We start from the raw sequence: 18135 nt of genomic DNA, 5'->3' as shown, positions 1-18135 counted from the left end.
AGAGAAAAAATAGCAAGTGAGGGAACTGTTTGCTCTCTTAAAGCAGATGGGCGATCCCCGCAAGTGTCTGTAGTTTTGTATACTATAGTTAATAAAACGTTAAAAACCTGGTAAAAATCAATGAGTAAAGTTACGAAAGAATGCGGTCGAAATCCCTGGAAATTAATGTTATTCGATTGATTAGGTTAAATAGTGGCTTGAATACTCCCAGAAGCCGCTAATGGCGAATTAAGTTAGGTTAAAAGAGGCAAGCACAAGCGTGAATCGGTACTCCCTCATCCAGTCTCGGCGCTACGATCCCGAAGCGATCGCCCAGTACTTCCGCTATCGTCCCTGGCGAGTTCTCTGGCGAGCCATCAAAATTATCTGGTTATTTGCAGGGTTTGTTCTTGGCTTAAAGTGGGACGATTGGCTGAACCAGGACTGGAAGAATCGAGAGAAACGCGCCACTCAACTGCGGGAAATCCTCACTCGCCTGGGTCCAACCTTTATTAAAGTCGGTCAAGCTCTCTCCACAAGACCCGACTTAGTGCGGAAAGACTTTTTAGAAGAACTCATCAAATTACAAGACCAACTGCCGCCATTTGATAATGCGATCGCATTCAATATCATTGAAACTGAGCTAGAACGCTCAGTAGAAGAGATATATAGAGAAATATCCCCAGAACCACTTGCTGCCGCCAGTCTGGGTCAAGTTTATCGAGCGCGTCTTCACACCGGCGAAGAAGTCGCTGTCAAGGTACAACGCCCCAACTTGCTACCAACCATCACCCTCGATCTTTACTTGATGCGATGGATGGCGGCTTGGTTGAGTCCTTGGCTTCCCCTAAATTTAGGGCATAACCTGACTCTGATCGTCGATGAATTCGGTTACAAGTTATTTGAAGAAATTGACTACCTCAACGAAGGACGAAACGCCGAAAAGTTTGCCACTAATTTCCGCGATGACCCCAGCGTTAAAGTCCCAGCCATCTACTGGCGCTACACCAACACTCGCGTCCTGACTCTAGAGTGGATTGACGGCTTCAAACTGAACGATACCGAGCGCATTAAAGCAGCCGATTTGGAAACTGATACTTTGATCGAGATTGGCGTCACCGCTGGTCTACGACAGCTATTGGAATACGGCTTTTTCCATGCTGATCCCCATCCAGGTAACCTGTTTGCCCTGCCAGATGGTCGTATGGCTTATATAGACTTTGGCATGATGGATCAGATGGAGGAGGATACCAAAGAAACCCTCGTCAGTGCCGTCGTTCACCTAATTAACAAAGACTATATTGAGTTAGCCAAAGACTTTGTTAAGCTAGGCTTTTTGACGCCAGAAACGGATATTGTTCCGATCATTCCAGCGCTAGAAAGCGTACTGGGAGATGTCATCGGCGAAAGTGTACAAGACTTTAACTTTAAGACAATTACAGACAAGTTCTCGGAACTGATGTACGACTATCCGTTCCGAATTCCGGCGAAATTTGCCTTAATTATTCGTTCCTTGGTGACACAAGAGGGATTGGCTCTCAGCTTAAATCCCAATTTCAAAATTGTCGAAGTTGCCTATCCCTACGTAGCGCGGCGTTTGCTGACTGGCGAATCTCCAGAAATGCGGCGACGTTTAATTGAAGTCTTGTTCAAAGACGGCAAATTCCAATGGCAGCGGTTAGAGAACATGATTGCGATCGCTCGCTCAGATGATAACTTCGATCTATTGCCTACGGCTCAACTAGGATTACAGTTTCTCCTCTCTGAAGAAGGACAATTTCTGCGACGCCAAGTGCTAATCGCTTTGACAGAAGATGACCGACTTCATACCGAAGAAGTGCGACGTCTATGGAATCTAGTAAAAGATGACCTGAAGCCGTCACGGTTGTTTAATGTAGCCCTCGGAGCCTTGACGGAACTCTCCACTGAAGGAGTCGCCGCACTATTACCTTCTTTTGCCACACTTGCTGCCTTGCAGGAGAGAGAATAAAGTGTTGGGTCTTAGGGAATCGGTAATGAGTAATTGGTAATTGGCGCGGTGTGCAACTTTCTGTATTTCTCCCTCCATCTCATGGGGGGATTGGGGGAGCTGACAAAATTTGCTTGACATTTCGATCGCCCCAACCCCTGATAAATTAGAGGCTGAGAAAAAGTTGCACATAGCGGTAATTGGTAAATCTTCCATTACCGATTCCCCGTTGCCCATTTACCCGTTACCTATTAGGAGTTTTTAGTGTACTATTTCCCAGATCCGCCGTATTTTTTACTTGTTTTCGGTTTGTTTGCTGGAATAACCTGTGGTCTTGCTTTTGAAGCCACCCTCAAACAGCAAGTGCGGGAATGGTCAAAGAACCGCTCTACCCGGACTTTGGCTCAGATGCAAGGGATACAATTACAGTTGCCATTCTTGGGAATTTGTGGCGGAATCTGTCTGTTTCTAGTAGCTGGATTAGAGATTTTTGGCTTTCCTGGATGGCTGTCTTTTGGGACTTCAATGCCACTCACTCTATTTATTGGCATGTTAGTTTGGTCGCAACTCAAAAGCCTTTTAGGTCAGCTAGAACGCGGTGGCTCTCGCGCACTTGATTTAGATGCTTGGGAATAAGCGATTAGCGATTCGCTTTGCTATTTAATCTAAAAGAAAGAGGGTAAGCAACTGCTTACCCTCTTTCTTTTAGATTAAATAGCAATGATTATTTGGAACCGATATTAGTAGACATCCGCGAAGTCCCAACCATCAACATAGCCCAAAGGCCCTGGCGTCGCCCCAGGAACAACAACTTTATACCACTTGTTGCTCCATTGGTTTTGGTCTGGATGGAAGTCTAGAGTTGTGCCAGTGGGTAAAGTTTTAATAATGCGACCCGAACATGGCGATGACCGAACATTTAACGGCCCTTTTGTTACGCGAACCTTTCCAGGAGCGAGAGGATTAACGATCATCCATCCTTGAGCGCGATTGCTATCACAAGCATTGGTAGAATTAAATCCGTAAGTTACGCGAATCCAAGTATAACCATTGCCTTGCTGAGTACCTCCGCTAGGATCGTTGAGAACATCAGCTCCGGGTCTAGCGACCCGCAGGATACGGCAGCTGGTACTGGGACAAGAGCGAATGTTCACGGTACTCAGGACGTTATAAACCCGACCATCATCCGTCGCCGTGCCAGCGATACCTGCACCGAGAGCATTTGCCGTACCAACCCTAGCTTTTATCGCTTCGCGGGCTGTCTGAGCTTCCGTAACACCTCCCGCTTGTTCTGGTGCGACAGTTCTGGGAGCAAATTTGTTACCATCTTGAGAAGGTTCAGCTAAATTTTTGGGGACGGACAAACCTACTGCAAGGGCTAGTAGCGTAACCGTTGTGGCACATCCACCAATTACTTTAAGAGATCCAAGGCGCATAGTAGTTCTTTTCCTTTAAATCAGTCTGTGAAGGTCGTTTTCCTTCCGCATGTTATTAAACACAATGATGCAAACTGATTTTTCGGACTTGCCTACAATCAAAAATTCCATATCTATCTCAAGATATATTTAAGAGTCAATAGGGAACTTTTTGAGCCTAATTTTTATCTTTATTCCAATTTTCCAGCTCTAGAAAAAGGCAATCGCTTTCAGTTGTAAAAGCGATCGCCTTTGTGATTTAAAGCGGGAAAAAATTCAACAGCTTGCCGGTGTGAAGATAGCGGCTTCGATACGATTCAGGGCTTTTTCCAGATCGTCGTTCATGATTTGAATATCGAATTCACTCGCCGCAGCAATTTCGGCTTCGGCACGGTTAAGCCGTCGCGCGATCGCCACCTCTGAATCTTGCCCGCGTCCTCGGATTCGATTTTCTAGTTCGCTGACGGAAGGCGGTAGGATAAAAATCTGTAGGGCGCTTGGGAAATTTTGTCTGATCTGCCGCGCCCCTTCTAGTTCAATTTCTAATATCACCCACTGACCCTGCTGGATTTGCTCCTCCACTTGTCGTCGTAGGGTGCCATAACAGTTACCAGCAAACTCAGCCCACTCCAGTAATTCACCAGCTTCCAGCATTTGCTCAAACTGGTTGCGGCTAACAAAATAATAGTGTTTTCCCTCAATTTCGCCGGGACGAGGGGCGCGAGTCGTCGCGGATACAGAATAATACAGTTCCGGATGACGCTGCAAGAGCGATCGCAGCAAAGTACCTTTGCCTACGCCACTCGGCCCAGTCAAAACAATCAGCCTGCCAGTTTTCATGCTCCTATCACCCGTGAAAATGCCTATTGCCTTAATTGTTGCTGGCATTCACGTCTTTGCCAATCACAAAGCGATGAGCAACGGTTTCAGGCTGAATGGCGGAGAGAATGATGTGGCTGGAATCGGTAATAATTACCGCGCGAGTGCGACGCCCATAGGTTGCATCAATCAACTGCCCTCTATCTCTGGCGTCGGTGATAATCCGTTTAATGGGCGCAGATTCTGGACTGACAATGGCAACCACTCGGTTTGCAGACACGATGTTACCAAAACCGATATTGATTAACTGAATGTCCATAAAAAACTAGCGGCATAACCGCCTAAAAAGCTTATTTAAGTCTAGTTCCCATGTTATCTACAAAATTTTTGACTTACAAGCCTAAAATCCACAAAAACTCGCGTTTTTAAGGGATCGCTGCTTTTTTTTCCCTTTTACCTCTATTATCTATTCCGAAAGGCAGAGGCAGGTTTGACAGTTGCGTTAACATTCAACTGCACAAATTCAACTTAATTCATTTCTCTTGGCGCTGGTTGTGAAATAGATATCCAGCATGACTGGAACAGCTTGAGGGACGCGATCGCTTCACGATTGTCCGTGGAATCGCTCTTCGTTCACAGGGTGGGAAGTATTTCTTTGTATGCCCATAAAAATCAAATTCTACCAGAGGATGGATGGTTGCAACTATTTACGAGATTTTACATAGAGCGCTTATCCGTAGAATTACAATTAATCCGCTTTTTCACCATTTTTAGAAAAACAACTACCGTGTTTTTATTGAAACAAAGATTTTTTGCCATCCCAAATATCGAAAACAAAATACTTTTATCTAGGTTTTTCCATAACTTCAAAATATAAACCACAGCGATAAAGTTTCCGTAAAATAGGCTACTTTTAGTAGCGGTCATTGGCATGAGTCCTTTATGCTAAAAAAGTAGCGCCAACCCAAGCACGGCAATCGGGGACGTAAAGATCAATCCTGATATACCGTGCTTCACTTACCCAAACCGGGGAATAAAAAAATGGCTATTCGTAAAACACTTATTGGATTATTCGTTGCCACTTTAGGAATATTATCGGCTCCTGCTGACGCAAAAGCAATTTCTTTAAGTTATTTAGAAACCGACCAAGCCTTTAAAAATTTAAATGTAGATTTATTGTTTGTTGCGGAGGGTCGGATTGGCAGTAGCAATAACAGCACTTACGAACTCGATCTGCACGATGATACTGGCAGCACTAATTTTACAGTGCAGAAACAACAGGAATTAACAGGTTCAAATTACTGGCAAAGTGGAAGAGTAGATGCTTTCACTTTGGCTTACGACGCACTCACAAAGATCGTTACTTATAAAGTTGGAAATCAAACTTTAGCCTACGATTACACATCGAAATTTACCCAAGGCGTCACAGATATCTTTGTCCGCACTAGAGCAAATAACACGAATAGCAGCATGACGGTCAAAGACTTATTGCTGAAAGATGCGTCGGGTACGAAGTCCATCGCCGAAACTTCTAGCGTTTCATGTACCTTGAGTCCTAATTGCACAACCTGGTCCAAGGATGCCAATGGCAATATTTTTGAGGATGTCAAGGGGGGAGTGCAATATCTTCGGATCGGCGATGTATCGGGGAGTTTCAGCCTTACAGGGAATTCAATTATGAGTTGGACGGGAAAAATCCCTACCCAATCCAATCTCGCCTACCAAATCAAAGTTGGGACGACCGATGACTGGAAAAACCAACAGAGCGTTCCAGAACCCAGCGCGACGCTAGGATTGACCTTGGGCGCGATCGCACTCGGCTTAAAAACTCGTCGCCGTCGCCAATCTGTCTAAGCCAATGTGTCTCAACAGAAACGGGTGATACTCATTAACGCACAAAGCTCCTTTAAAATAGCTTTGTGCGTTTTTTTGTCGGAAGTAGCCTGAAACTGAGAGGATAGAAAGAGACCGCTCCTCGAAATCTTTACAAAAAATACCGATCGCGCGTGCAACTCGTTGACTTTACTACCTTAACTGCCACTTGTTCTGAGCTGCGTGCTGAGTGGATACCGGCGCGGCTGGAACAAGTTTATCAGCGCGATCGCTTTACAATTTCCATAGCCCTGCGAACCCTGAAGCGGAGGAGTTGGCTGACAGTTTCTTGGCATCCGCAAGCAGCGCGTGTTTGCATTGGGGATCCACCTCCCCGCACGCCAGATACCTTTACCTTCAGCGACCAGCTACGGCATCAGTTGGGGGGCTTTGCCTTGGTGGCGATAGAAGCGAGTAGCGCTGACGCAAATACACCTTCAGCGATCGCGCCTTGGGAACGAGTGATCGATTTACAATTTGCCAAACGCCCAGGAGATCCGGCTATCTGGCACTTGTACGTTGAAATCATGGGCAAATACAGTAACGTCATCCTTACAGGTGCAGACAACCTGATTGTCACCGCCGCCCATCAAGTCAACGCCCAACAATCTAGCGTCCGTACCATCCTGACCGGACAGCCCTACGAATCTCCACCCGCCCTCACTGCAACCATCCCGACTTTAAGCGAATCTCAAGAACGCTGGCAAGAACGGCTGAGTTTAATTCCCGCAGCACTGCGGCGTCAGATGCTGAAAAATTACCGGGGTTTGAGTCCAGCGCTGGTTGTCTCAATGGTACAAGCCGCTGGTCTAGATCCAGAGCAATCGACCGATACCCTCACACAATCTGACTGGGACGCATTATTTCTCCGATGGCAAGAATGGCTGCAAGCAATTCTGAAAAGCCAATCCTCTCAGTCTTCTATCCCCTCGCCTACGACACTCGTGACACATAAGGAGACTGGGGCAGTTTTTCATCCCGGCTGGACACCTGAAGGATACAACGTCTTGGGCTGGGGCATTGTTAAGCCTGCTGAATCAATCCAAGAATTACTCAACCGCTACTACACCGATCGGCTCAATCAACAAGAATTTAACCAGATTCATCATCAGTTGAGCCAGAAACTCAACAACGTTCTGGAAAAATTACGCTTGAAGGCGTCTACTTTTACGGAACGCTTGCAGCAATCCGATCAAGCAGACCAATATCGGCAACAGGCAGATTTGCTGATGGCTTACCTTCAGAACTGGGAACCAGGGATGAAGTCAATTGACCTCAATGATTTTGACACCGACAAACCTGTCACAATTCCCCTCGACCCTGAAAAAAATGCCGTCCAAAATGCCCAATCCCTCTACAAGCGGCATCAGAAGCTGAAACGCGCTCGCTCAGCCGTTGAACCGTTACTTAACGAGGTGCAAACGGAAATAGACTACTTGGAGCAAGTGGAAGCCACCCTAACTCAGCTCGATTCTTACGATGACCCAGAAGATTTACAAACGCTCTTAGAAATCCGCGATGAGCTGATACAGCAGCGGTATCTAGAAGACCCGGACAACCGTAATCGTAGAGACGAGGAGGGAAGTCACCCTTATCGTTACCAGACGCCCAGCGGCTTTGAGTTATTGATTGGGCGCAATAACCGCCAGAACGACCAGCTAACCTTTCGGATGGCTGGAGACTACGACCTCTGGTTTCACACCCAGGAGATTCCTGGAAGTCATGGGTTGCTGCGCGTCGCTCCGGGTTCTGTCCCGGAAGAAGCCGATTTGCAATTTGCTGCCGATTTAATTTCCTATTACAGCCGCGCCAGACAAAGCGATCGCGTGCCAGTTGTCTACACGGAACCCAAACACGTCTACAAACCCAAGGGCGCTAAACCGGGGATCGCTATTTATAAGCAGGAGCGCATTATCTGGGGGAGTCCTCAAACAGGAATCAACTATCTAAGGTAAGAAGTTTACAAAAAAATGTAAATATTTCTTTCAAAAAATGTGTATTTCCTGTTACAGTAAATATTAAAGAAATCTTACGGCTGGCGGATGGGAACGCGCAGCTCTGGATTTCCTCGGATTAACGACAACAAAAATAAAGATTTTGTTCAACCAGCTGTCACATCAGCTGGTTTTTTTTCAGTGGTAAGTGGTCATTAGTCATATCGCAATCCGCTTCAGAGTTGTGAGCTGCCAGGGTTTAGATCCCCGACTTCTTAAAGAAGTCGGGGATCTCGTCTTCACGAATCCTTTAGGAGTGCTATCTCAGATCTGGTTGTATCCACAATTAAGAAACGACCAATGACGGTTGACTCTTAACTAGAATGTAAACGTGGTGCGGATAGTACCGATCACAATATCATCGTTACGATTATTGTGGTCAGGGGCAGTAAGCCAGATAACCCCAGGCGTGATGGCGATATTGTCCGTTAATTGATACTGATAGAACGCTTCAATGTGCAGTGAAGTATCGTCATTGTCTCCCACTGGCGGGGTGGGGATGCCTGCTGCGGTTAATGCGGCGACTGCGCCGGGATTGATATCGATGGTTGAGTTAGTGACTTTCGGCTCCATACCCACGATAATGCCAGCCAAGTTGCCTTGTTTACCCAGGTCCGGGAAGGCTAAGGTGACAGCCCAGTTCCAGATGTCAACTTTGCCACGCTCAATGAGTCCGCCTAAAGTGGAGAGGTTGCGCGTGTTGGTGTAGCCAACCCAGCCACCCAAAACAAAGCGATCGCTCAGTTGCCAAGATAACTCTACCCCATAAGAATTGCTGATCACGGGGAGATTGGTGCTGAACCCTAAGTTAGTTAACCCCCCGCCGACTGAACTACCGTCAATATCGGTATCGAAGAAGCGGGCAAGTCCGCCCTGGAAATTTGCGAGATTGCTACCAGTGCCGGTGTCATTGTTGTTGTAGGAATGAATGTACGTCAAGCCCAGCTTCAAGCGATCGCTTGGCTTGATCAATAGCTGTGCCAAGGCACCGTAAGGGCCATTGAACAAACCACCATCTTCTTCCGGGTTAGCGGCGTCCCCTGCTAAATAGCCTAAGCTGAGTTCAAAGCGATCGCCCAACTGCTGCCTTAGTCCAACTCCAGCACCTTCTGCTAGGTAATAAATCGGCGGGCGCGTTCCAAAAGTAGAGAGTGCCCCAGTTGTACCATCACCGTCGAGGAAGTTGACGGTATCGGTAAAGTCATCCGCCGCACCTGCATTTGCCGCAACCACCACTTCTGTTCTCTCACCGATGGGGAAAGCGTAAAGAAACGCATCCACGAAAACATTACTGTCGGTATCACCTGAGAAAAACAGGTTGCCTTCTGGTGTCAAAGTGCGTTCGGTAAGAGAACCCAGTCCTTCCGCTTGCAGTCGCGTTCTCAGCACATCTTTCCCGGTGAAGCTGGTTTCAAAATTCAGACGGGTCCGATGACCAAAAATCGCTACATCGTCGATCTCATCGCCAGTCGCATCTTCTCCCTTGAAAATCCCTGCCAGCGCAAAGATCGCTTCTCCCTGTAGTTTGGTGGTGGTAGAAAATTGATGGCTTTCCAGAAAAGCGGTGCGACCTTCTAAATTATCAACCCGCGTCCGCAATGTCGCCAATTCCGCGCCAAATTCATCAATCAGTCGCTGTAATGTAGTTAAATCCGCTTTGGTGACGAAATCTGCCGAACTGGCAGCAATCAATTTCTCGATTTGTTGCAGACAAGCATTCAAACCGGCGGCAAATTCATACCGGCTGAGTGCCCGGTTGCCGCGAAAAGTGCCATCGGGATATCCTGCAATACAACCGTAACGTTCGACAAGCGATCGCAACGCTTCATACGCCCAATCTGTCGGTTCTACGTCTTGCAGTTGGGAAACATTCGTGACTTGTTCTAGAGAACTATCCGTGTCCTCTGGATTAGTATAAACATCGATTTGTTCTAAAACGTCGGCATCAGCCGTTACTGATGTCGGGGTGGTAGCTGGGATTTGGGCTAAATCCGCCACTGTTGACTGATTTGGCGCGATCGCCTCTGATGCGGGTGTTTCTACCTTGACAGCAGATGTCTCGTCCAGCTTGATCTCAGAAGTGGTAATTGGGGCAGCTGCGACGGCTACCGAGTTTGATTCCAATTCTTCATTTTTTTGATGTAACGCTTGAGATTCCTCTTGATCCTCCTTGATTGGGAGAGTGGGAGCGATCGCATCCTCGATTGCGTTCTCCTTAACTTCCATCACCGCCGGGGTTTCCGTTGCGAATGCCCCCGCATCCGTTAACAGCATTGCACCGAACACTGCTGGGCTTACCAGCAGCGCATTCCACAGGTTTTTAAATTTCATTTCTCACTCCTGACACCCTTTCAAGATTCTCCGCAGCGACTGACTGTTCTACAGTTTGCTAAAGACACTTTATTGACAATTTTGCAGAATTTTGCTTATAAATTGCCTTTTTCCAATGAAAAGCATCCGTTGCTGCTGAGAAATTTTGCTTTTAAACACTTAAGAGACAAGATTTCTCCAACTTTTACAATCCCCCCTGATGGCATTTACCAGTCAAAACTCAACTATCGGCAGCAATATCATACTAAAATGAGAATTATTCTCATAATATTAAAACAAGACTCATTCTCAAAAAAAGTAGATTGACACTTTCACCGTCAATCAGGAGATAAACCGTGACGTGCCTTAGAATCCGACATTATTCGAGCAAGCTTGCCCTACCTTTATTACTGCTGCCAGTGTTCGCTGCTACTGGGTGTAGCTCATCAAATACTTCTGTCCCATCCCCACAGCAGAGTGCTGCGCCGCAGTCGGGAGTGGGGGCGCAGAATCCGAAGTCTCCACGGGTAGTGGCAACGTTTTTGCCGATTTATTGGTTTACCAAGGCAGTTGCGGGTGACAAAGCGCAGGTAGAAATTTTAGTGCCACCCGGATCGGAAGTGCATGAGTATCAAGCGACACCCGCAAACGTGCAAGCGATCGCCCAAGCAGATGTGCTGGTAAAAAATGGCTTCGGCTTGGAAGAATTTCTTCAAGAAACTATCAAAAATTCTGGAAACGCTCAGATTAAAGAAATTGATAGTAGTAAAAGCATTAACGCCTTAGAAGACGCCTCACCCGTGGTGAATGGTCAAGCAGCTAGCCACGAAGGCCACAACCACGAGGGAGAAGCCGGTGCAAAGGCAGAAGAACACGACCATGCAGAAGGTAATCCTCACGTTTGGCTCGATCCAGTCCGAGCAAAACAGCAAGTAGAGAACATTCGTGATGGTTTAATTGCAGCCAATCCTGAGAACAAAGCGACTTATCAAGCAAACGCCACCGCCTACATTCAGCAACTGGAGGCGCTAGACAAAGAATTTCAGCAGCGTCTGCAACCCTATCGCGGTTGTACTTATGTCACTTTCCACGATGCCTATCCTTACATTGCTCAGCGCTACCAGCTTCAACAAGTTGCAGTGGTTCAGATTCCCGAAGATAACCTTTCGCCTGCTGACATCCAAAAAGCGGTTGGGGCAGTGAAAAAGTACAATGTTAAAGCCCTACTTGGCGAACCAGGAACTGACAATAAATTGCTTGAAAGTCTGTCTACCGACTTGAAATTAACCCTGAGAACCATCGATCCTCTGGAAAACGGCCCCCTGACTCCGGAGCATTATTTCACCGCGATGAAGCAAAATCTGCAAACCCTGGAAGCTGCCTGCAAGTAGACGTGAGAAACTCTGACGCCCCTATCCCATCGCCGATTCTGAAAGTTGACGGCTTAACTGTATATCTAGGCAACTATCTGGCGCTTCGGGATGTTTCTTTTGAATTGCTACCCGGAACTGATACAGCAGTAGTTGGCCCGAATGGTGCGGGTAAAAGTACGCTGGTGCAAGCAATTTTGGGATTAATTCCGCGAAGTGCCGGAAAAGTAGAAATTTTTGACCGTCCAGTTGAACGTTTGGGGCATTGGTGTCACTGGTTAGGCTATATGCCGCAAAATTTTATCTTTGACCGGAGTTTTCCAATTTCTGTCGCCGAAATGGTGGGGTTGGGATGGGCGAAGAAAAATCAGGAGTCAGGAAAACTCACGGCTCAAAACTTTTTGTCATTCTGGCGGGAAGATGAAAAGAAATCAGAAGCGATCGCATTTGCCTTGAAACGGGTAGACGCTTATCACCTGCGCCGTCAATCTATCGGTACTCTGAGTGGTGGGCAACTCAAGCGTGTTTTGTTGGCTTATTGTCTAGTCATGCCTCGTCAACTTCTAGTCCTGGATGAAGCGTTTGCCGGTGTGGATGTGCAAGGTGCAGCAGATTTTTATGCTTTGCTCAATGAACTCAAACGCGAGCAAAATTGGACGGTGTTGCAAGTTTCCCACGATATTGACATGGTAAGTCACCACTGCGATCGCGTTCTCTGCCTCAATCAAACGGTAGTCTGCACTGGCACCCCGGAAATTGCCCTTTCCCCCCAAAACCTGCTAGCCACTTATGGCCCAAGTTTCAGTCGCTATCATCATCACCACTAAAAAAAATCAAAATGCTAGGAGTTTTTAATATTTAATTGGCTTCATCCAAATGTTCTGCAACAGAGCGATAGAGGTCTAAAACGTGATTATCTTGAAGGCTATAGAAGACCTTGCGCCCACGCTTGCGGTAGCTAACCAGTCGCAGGGCACGTAAGGCTCTCAACTGATGGGAAACCGCTGACTCGCTCATTGCCAGCGCTCCTGCCAAGTCACACACACACAGTTCTTTGAGTGCCAAAACTGATAGAATCCGCAGGCGATTGGCGTCTCCTAAGAGACTAAAGAACTCCGCCATTCGCTGGGACTTCTCGGTGCTGAGAATCTGACTTTGCAATTGGTGAACGTTATCTATGTCAACCGGATGTGGCGGATTACAATTTAAAGTTTCTGTCTTCTGAAGGTCGCTATTTACAGCTTCATCAGATGAAAGTTGCACTGACATTTCTCAAGCTATAGGTAGATACTCTTATCGTAACTGATTCGCTGACGTGGATGGAAAGCTCATGACTCTCCTAGATTGGTCGATCTCATTTCATTTTCACTGGCTAGCGATCGCGGATAGCGCTAACTTAATCACCTTGTTGCAGTTTCCCTTCATGCAACGAGCGATCGCAGGTGGCGTCCTGATGGGACTCTTAGGCGGCTTTCTCGGCAGTTTTGTGACTTTGCGCCAGTTATCTTTTTTCAGCCACGCCGTTGGTCACGCAGCTTTAGTCGGGCTAGTGATGGGAGTCTTATTGCAGCTAAATCCCACCTGGATGCTACTACCCTTTACAGTAATTTTTGGTTTAGCGGTTCTCTACTTGATTGACCAAACCAATCTCGCCAGCGACAACATCCTCAGCATTGTGCTATCCGGTGCCTTAGCAATTGGCGTCATCCTCAGCAGCTTCATTCAGGGCTACCGGGGCAACCTCTTAGGCGCTCTATTTGGGGATATTCTCGCAATTAATAACACCGACTTGGTGCTGGTTTTCCTATTGCTTGTGGGCAGCGGTATCTTCTTACTGTCAACGCTGCGAGAGCAAATCTTATTGACGCTTAACCCCGATGTAGCAAAGGTTCAGGGTGTTCCAGTTCAGCTCTATCGCTACTTATTTGTTGTACTGCTGTCCCTGGCAGTTGCCGTTTCTATCAAAGCCGTAGGCATCTTACTCGTAAATGCCTTTCTAGTGATTCCCGCTTCTACTGCCAAGTTGTTGAGTCACCAATTTATCTACTTTCTCTGGCTCTCCGTTTTCTTGGGAGCGATGAGTAGCGTTGCTGGAATGATTGTATCCGGTCTTTTTAACTTTGCTTCTGGCCCTAGTATTGTTCTCGTCCAGTTTTTGCTGTTTCTAGCCGTTCTTGGCTGGGCAAAGCTGAATCTGCAAGCTAGCTGAGACAAGTAAGGTTAGCGGGTTGTGGATTAGCCGGTTGAAGGTTAGCCAGTTTATAAGAACTTTCCACTGCTGTAAACCTTCAACCTTCAACTCTTGTAAGCTTTCAACCTTCAGTTAGCCGCAGTTACAGCCGTGATGGGAGCAGCCTTGTCCAGATTCGTGACCATTGGCACAAGCTTCGCCGCAGTAGTATTTACCACCTTTTTCCACCGCTTCGCTGATGGAAACAACGCACAGGCAAGATTCACAGGCACATTTCATCGAAGTTACGGTAGTCATCGCTTTGTCCTAGTCAACTCTTCATTTACTATAACATCTGAACAGATATTCAGATATCGGTTTTTTTCAGGAAGCGTTATAGAAATAGCGATACAGAGATAGCGATCGCCCTTGCTGGAACTGGGATCTCTGACAAAAACCAAAAATATTACCAAATCTGCCACTAGGGGCTTGTCAACACCGTCTAACTTTGTTAATTTAATAAAGCACCAAAAAAAGTGCGCCGGGATAGCTCAGTTGGTAGAGCAGAGGACTGAAAATCCTCGTGTCCGGAGTTCAAATCTCCGTCCTGGCATTTTCTAAAACGTAGATTCAGCACAAATTTTAGCTGATTGTCACTGCTACATTCTTATCGGGATTCTGTAGAGTCTACATAAATCCTGATTAATAATAAATAGCTATATAGCGATAAATTAAGGAATTTAGATTCACGGCAACCCGCTTTTCTGCTGGATTGGCTTTGTCCTGCTCTTTCTGGTTTATTCGAGAGGTCTATGCAGTACGTACCGGATTGCGTAGTGATATTGCCGGAGAGCGTGCGATCGCGCTTAACAGACAAAATAAAATCCCTCTGCCAGTAGTACAATCTGGAAATCCGGGATTAGTGGCTCTCCAAGAGCGCGTGAAAGCAGCGCCTCTTGGTTAGAGTTGGCTTAACTCTAATATCCACGCAATCGGGCTTGCCAAAACCACTTGGTTTTGGCAAGCCCGATTAATTTACGCGAACTTTTGAAACCCGCGCAAGTGGATTTAGGCAAATTTCACTCGCACTTGTTACGACAGCGCAATATTATAATTTCTGTTTAGTTTTTAAGACTTCTATGTAAGCGATGGGAAGAACCACAGGCCAGAAAACTGTTGCGACCGTCAAAGTGATAAAAGAGGAAAATCTTTCTTCCGTATTCCAACTGCGATCGCGCTTAAACAATTCTAGCCAGAGGGTAAACAAAGTAGCAGCTATCAACAGGTAAATCACTTCTATACAGATCATAAGTTTATCCGGAGTCCTTTATCTCTCTCTATTGAGCATTCCCATACCAGAGATCGAGAATTTTTATTGCTTAACAAAACTTAGCACTAAGGCATTTTCTCCCCTTCTCAGAGGCAAAGCCTGTTATGCCAACAACAGGAGCAAGTTATGTCGAAAATTCATAATTCAAGGATCTAGTAACGAACCATCAAGGTTGTTGCTAAAGTTAATTTTTGCTTTGCTAGGTCGCTCTATTACTTATCAACGCTTGCTTTGCCATTTACGCAAGCAATTCCGAGATTACACACGTTCCCTCCAACCGTAGGCAGTAGAAAGCGCAACAAGCAACAGTGCGTTAGTCCGGAAATCTATAAAAATTGAGGCGCTTCTACAAAAGCCCCATACAGCCATTAGCTCAAGTATGACCGTCAAGCTAAAGGCAAGAAAAAACGAAACGTACTACCCTTTCCCAGTTCGCTTTCTACTTCAATCTGACCGCCTTGCAATTCGAGCAACCGGGAGGAAATCGCTAAACCGATGCCGGTTCCTCTAGAATTTTGGCTTCGAGACTGTTCAGCCCGCCAAAATCGCTCAAAGATATGCGGCATATCTTCTGGTGCAATTCCTTGACCCGTATCAACTACAGCAACCCAGAGGCGTTTTGGTTCAGTCCAAGCTTTGACCGTAATCGAACCAGCACTGGTATATAGCAGCGCATTTCCCAACAAATTGACCAGAACCTGCTCCACACGGTCAATATCAGCTAAGACCGGGGGCAACTGGGGCGGACAATCTAAGCGCAGCACCGGGCCATCGTCCAGCACTTGGTCAGAAAATTTTTCCAACAGGGACTCTAATAAAGGTCGTAGATTAACTGGGTGGAGATTTATTGGTAAATAACCCGCCTCTGCCTTAGAGAGTTCTTGCAAATCGTTGACTAACCGTTCTAGCCGGATTGTTTCCCTCACCAAGCGCTGGTAAATCTCTGGCGATGGTTCAATCCTGCTATCAGCCATCTCCTCCAGGTATCCGCGAATTACAGTTAGGGGCGTTCGGAGTTCATGGGTCAGGTCGCTAATAAGTTCTCGCCGCCGCTGTTCCACGCCTTCGAGACTCGACGCCATGCGGTTAAAACTAGAACCCAGGCGGTTGAGTTCGGGAATTTCACTTTTTGGTAGTCGCTCATCTAGATGCCCAGCAGCAAACTTGCGGGTAATTTGTTCCATCTGGGTCAAAGGCTGGGTAATTCGACGAGATACCCAGTAACTCAAACCACCAGCCGCCGTAGCACCCGCAATAAATGACAAGAAAGTGCTGCGACTCCAAGCTGTTTCAAATCCTCTCACCAGCTGCCTGCGAGCATAGCGTACCTGTATGCCACTGACTTCGATTTGTTCGAGCTGGACGATAAAGAAGCGGGGAGAAGACAGTTTACTGATAACGAGTAGACTACCCACTCCTACCATCATTACTAAGAGATGGGAAAGAAACAAGCGCGATCGCAGTCCCATTTTATTCCGGGGCATTTTATAGAGGTGAATCTTCAAACTTATAGCCCACACCAACTACTGTCTTAATAAAGGTAGGATTCGCTGGGTCTGGTTCAATTTTTTTCCGCAACCGAGCCACATGAGTATCCACCACCCGTTCATCGCCAAAAAAATCGTTCCCCCAAAGTTTCTCAATGAGTTGCGTTCGGTTCCACACGCGACTGGGATGACTGATAAACGTTGTTAAGAGATTAAATTCTAAGGTAGTCAAATCAAGTGCTTCCCAAGGATGGGGACTCAGTTGACGAGAGGCAGAGTGCTGCTCTACATCAACCGTGAAATGCTGAGTGCGATAAACCTGATGTTGTCCGCCTTGACGCAGGCTACGCCGCAGTAACGCCCGAACTCTGGCAACCAGTTCTCTAGGGCTGAACGGCTTGACAAGGTAATCATCAGCACCCGTAGACAGACCGATTACCCGGTCAATTTCTTCCCCTCTAGCCGTTAGCATCAAAATATAGGGATCTTTCGCTCCTGGTTTCTGCCGTATTCTGGCACACACTTCCAGCCCATCCAAACCAGGTAACATCAAGTCGAGAATGATTAAATCTGGTTGTTGCTCCTGAAAAACTTGTAGCGCTCTCAGACCATCGCGACTCAGATGACAGGAAAACCCCTCTTTTTCTAAAGTTATTTGGATGAGTTTGGCAATTTCCGGTTCATCCTCAACAATCAGAATATCCATATCCATCATGGGCGAGATAACGCATAAAGGTCATTTTGGTTCCCTGAATCTAGAGACAATCTATCCGTTCCTGAATGCATTAGGTTGATTAATCGCAATTACCGGAATTCCTCTCTGGTTTGCGATGCGGCGTTACGCTAGGAAACGTTCTGAGGAAATTTGACCTGTGCAGTTAGGATGCGGTTAGGAAAAATTTTAGGTGTTTTTGCTGGGACACTTGCTATCCTAACTACGACTAGCTATTAGTACGTATTTGTCGCGGGTGCCCCTCCGTTAGCTCCTCCCCCGATGGAGACAAATATAGGACTGACGTTTGAGTTGCAAACGTTCAACAGCGGCACAACGGGCGAAGTGCTTACTTATGGCTTGATTTTGCCTTCTGGAGAATAACTTTAATATTTTATTTAGCCACAGCGGTTACTTTGAGAAACCTGACACTTAAAAATTAAGAATTGAGAAATTTCATTTTTAATTTTTTGGGCGCATCGCTTCTCGACCTAGCATCATCATTCCCGCAACGCCCAAGCAGACAAACCAAATATACTGATACCAATATTCCCGGACCTGCTCAACAGGGCTAAGTTCTGGATGCAAGAGATACAGATAAAGCAGCAACAAAACCAGAAAAAGCGCCCCAAACCCCGAAAAAGTCAAACCAATTAGAATACGAGCTGGTTTTAATTCCTCATCGCTGATTTCATCCAAGTCAATCTC

At 46.5% G+C, this 18135-nt stretch carries 17 protein-coding genes, 1 tRNA gene and 1 pseudogene; 9 read left to right on the top strand and 10 right to left on the bottom strand.

Annotation, left to right across the window (positions count from 1 at the left end; all coding sequences use genetic code 11):
* Nucleotides 1-259: 259 nt before the first annotated feature.
* Nucleotides 260-1969, top strand: coding sequence for an AarF/UbiB family protein (locus tag NDI34_RS19785; RefSeq protein ID WP_190413903.1), 1710 nt, complete (start codon nucleotides 260-262; stop codon nucleotides 1967-1969).
* A 243-nt stretch (nucleotides 1970-2212) separates the two neighbouring features.
* Complete coding sequence (locus NDI34_RS19780; protein WP_190413901.1) at nucleotides 2213-2584, top strand: hypothetical protein; 372 nt, start codon at nucleotides 2213-2215, stop codon at nucleotides 2582-2584.
* A 104-nt stretch (nucleotides 2585-2688) separates the two neighbouring features.
* Here the strand turns inward: NDI34_RS19780 and NDI34_RS19775 are convergent, their stop codons facing one another.
* The 3 genes from NDI34_RS19775 to NDI34_RS19765 all read right to left on the bottom strand — a co-directional run bounded on the left by NDI34_RS19775 (nucleotide 2689) and on the right by NDI34_RS19765 (nucleotide 4501).
* Entirely contained in the window at nucleotides 2689-3384 is a 696-nt protein-coding gene (locus NDI34_RS19775) for an SH3 domain-containing protein (RefSeq protein WP_190413900.1), read from the bottom strand.
* Nucleotides 3385-3639: 255 nt separating this feature from the next.
* A complete protein-coding gene (gene gmk, locus NDI34_RS19770; protein ID WP_190413938.1) occupies nucleotides 3640-4203 on the bottom strand; it encodes a guanylate kinase in 564 nt (187 codons plus the stop codon).
* A gap of 31 nt (nucleotides 4204-4234) precedes the next feature.
* Entirely contained in the window at nucleotides 4235-4501 is a 267-nt protein-coding gene (locus NDI34_RS19765) for a DUF370 domain-containing protein (protein WP_190413898.1), read from the bottom strand.
* A gap of 722 nt (nucleotides 4502-5223) precedes the next feature.
* Between NDI34_RS19765 and NDI34_RS19760 the strand changes: the two genes are divergently transcribed.
* Together NDI34_RS19760 and NDI34_RS19755 are read left to right on the top strand one after the other, a co-directional pair.
* Nucleotides 5224-6036, top strand: coding sequence for a PEP-CTERM sorting domain-containing protein (locus NDI34_RS19760; RefSeq protein WP_348233583.1), 813 nt, complete (start codon nucleotides 5224-5226; stop codon nucleotides 6034-6036).
* A 152-nt stretch (nucleotides 6037-6188) separates the two neighbouring features.
* The gene (locus tag NDI34_RS19755; protein WP_348233582.1) at nucleotides 6189-8009 is read left to right on the top strand and encodes an NFACT RNA binding domain-containing protein; all 1821 of its coding nucleotides are present in this window, start codon (nucleotides 6189-6191) and stop codon (nucleotides 8007-8009) included.
* Nucleotides 8010-8366: 357 nt separating this feature from the next.
* Here NDI34_RS19755 and NDI34_RS19750 read toward each other — a convergent pair whose 3' ends face one another.
* Nucleotides 8367-10379, bottom strand: coding sequence for an iron uptake porin (locus tag NDI34_RS19750; RefSeq protein ID WP_348233581.1), 2013 nt, complete (start codon nucleotides 10377-10379; stop codon nucleotides 8367-8369).
* Between the two features lie 335 nt (nucleotides 10380-10714).
* Between NDI34_RS19750 and NDI34_RS19745 the strand changes: the two genes are divergently transcribed.
* Nucleotides 10715-11749, top strand: a complete 1035-nt coding sequence (locus NDI34_RS19745) for a zinc ABC transporter substrate-binding protein (RefSeq protein ID WP_348233580.1) — start codon at nucleotides 10715-10717, stop codon at nucleotides 11747-11749.
* A gap of 23 nt (nucleotides 11750-11772) precedes the next feature.
* Entirely contained in the window at nucleotides 11773-12555 is a 783-nt protein-coding gene (locus NDI34_RS19740; protein ID WP_348233592.1) for a metal ABC transporter ATP-binding protein, read from the top strand.
* A 31-nt stretch (nucleotides 12556-12586) separates the two neighbouring features.
* Here the strand turns inward: NDI34_RS19740 and NDI34_RS19735 are convergent, their stop codons facing one another.
* The gene (locus NDI34_RS19735) at nucleotides 12587-12997 is read right to left on the bottom strand and encodes a metalloregulator ArsR/SmtB family transcription factor (protein ID WP_190413889.1); all 411 of its coding nucleotides are present in this window, start codon (nucleotides 12995-12997) and stop codon (nucleotides 12587-12589) included.
* 61 nt (nucleotides 12998-13058) lie between these two features.
* Between NDI34_RS19735 and NDI34_RS19730 the strand changes: the two genes are divergently transcribed.
* On the top strand, nucleotides 13059-13937 hold the full coding sequence (locus NDI34_RS19730) for a metal ABC transporter permease (RefSeq protein ID WP_190428163.1): 879 nt from the start codon (nucleotides 13059-13061) through the stop codon (nucleotides 13935-13937).
* 114 nt (nucleotides 13938-14051) lie between these two features.
* Here NDI34_RS19730 and NDI34_RS19725 read toward each other — a convergent pair whose 3' ends face one another.
* Nucleotides 14052-14216: a metallothionein gene (locus NDI34_RS19725; RefSeq protein WP_190413885.1), complete on the bottom strand. Its 165-nt coding sequence runs from the start codon at nucleotides 14214-14216 to the stop codon at nucleotides 14052-14054.
* Between the two features lie 222 nt (nucleotides 14217-14438).
* Between NDI34_RS19725 and NDI34_RS19720 the strand changes: the two genes are divergently transcribed.
* Nucleotides 14439-14511, top strand: a tRNA-Phe gene (locus NDI34_RS19720).
* A 165-nt stretch (nucleotides 14512-14676) separates the two neighbouring features.
* A complete protein-coding gene (locus tag NDI34_RS19715; RefSeq protein WP_190412996.1) occupies nucleotides 14677-14862 on the top strand; it encodes a hypothetical protein in 186 nt (61 codons plus the stop codon).
* Nucleotides 14863-15006: 144 nt separating this feature from the next.
* Here the strand turns inward: NDI34_RS19715 and NDI34_RS19710 are convergent, their stop codons facing one another.
* The 4 genes and pseudogenes from NDI34_RS19710 to NDI34_RS19695 form a co-directional block, all read right to left on the bottom strand.
* Nucleotides 15007-15207 (bottom strand): hypothetical protein, encoded by a 201-nt coding sequence (locus NDI34_RS19710; protein ID WP_190412997.1) that lies wholly within the window; start codon nucleotides 15205-15207, stop codon nucleotides 15007-15009.
* Nucleotides 15208-15614: 407 nt separating this feature from the next.
* Entirely contained in the window at nucleotides 15615-16712 is a 1098-nt protein-coding gene (locus NDI34_RS19705) for a HAMP domain-containing sensor histidine kinase (protein ID WP_348233579.1), read from the bottom strand.
* 1 nt (nucleotide 16713) lies between these two features.
* Nucleotides 16714-17421: a response regulator transcription factor gene (locus NDI34_RS19700; RefSeq protein WP_190412999.1), complete on the bottom strand. Its 708-nt coding sequence runs from the start codon at nucleotides 17419-17421 to the stop codon at nucleotides 16714-16716.
* 468 nt (nucleotides 17422-17889) lie between these two features.
* Nucleotides 17890-18135 (bottom strand): annotated as a pseudogene (locus NDI34_RS19695) (hypothetical protein); the annotation flags it as partial.

It is taken from the genome of Trichocoleus sp. DQ-U1 (assembly GCF_039961925.1).
Classification (GTDB): domain Bacteria; phylum Cyanobacteriota; class Cyanobacteriia; order Cyanobacteriales; family FACHB-T130; genus FACHB-T130.
This window is presented reverse-complemented; position numbering and strand designations above follow the sequence as displayed.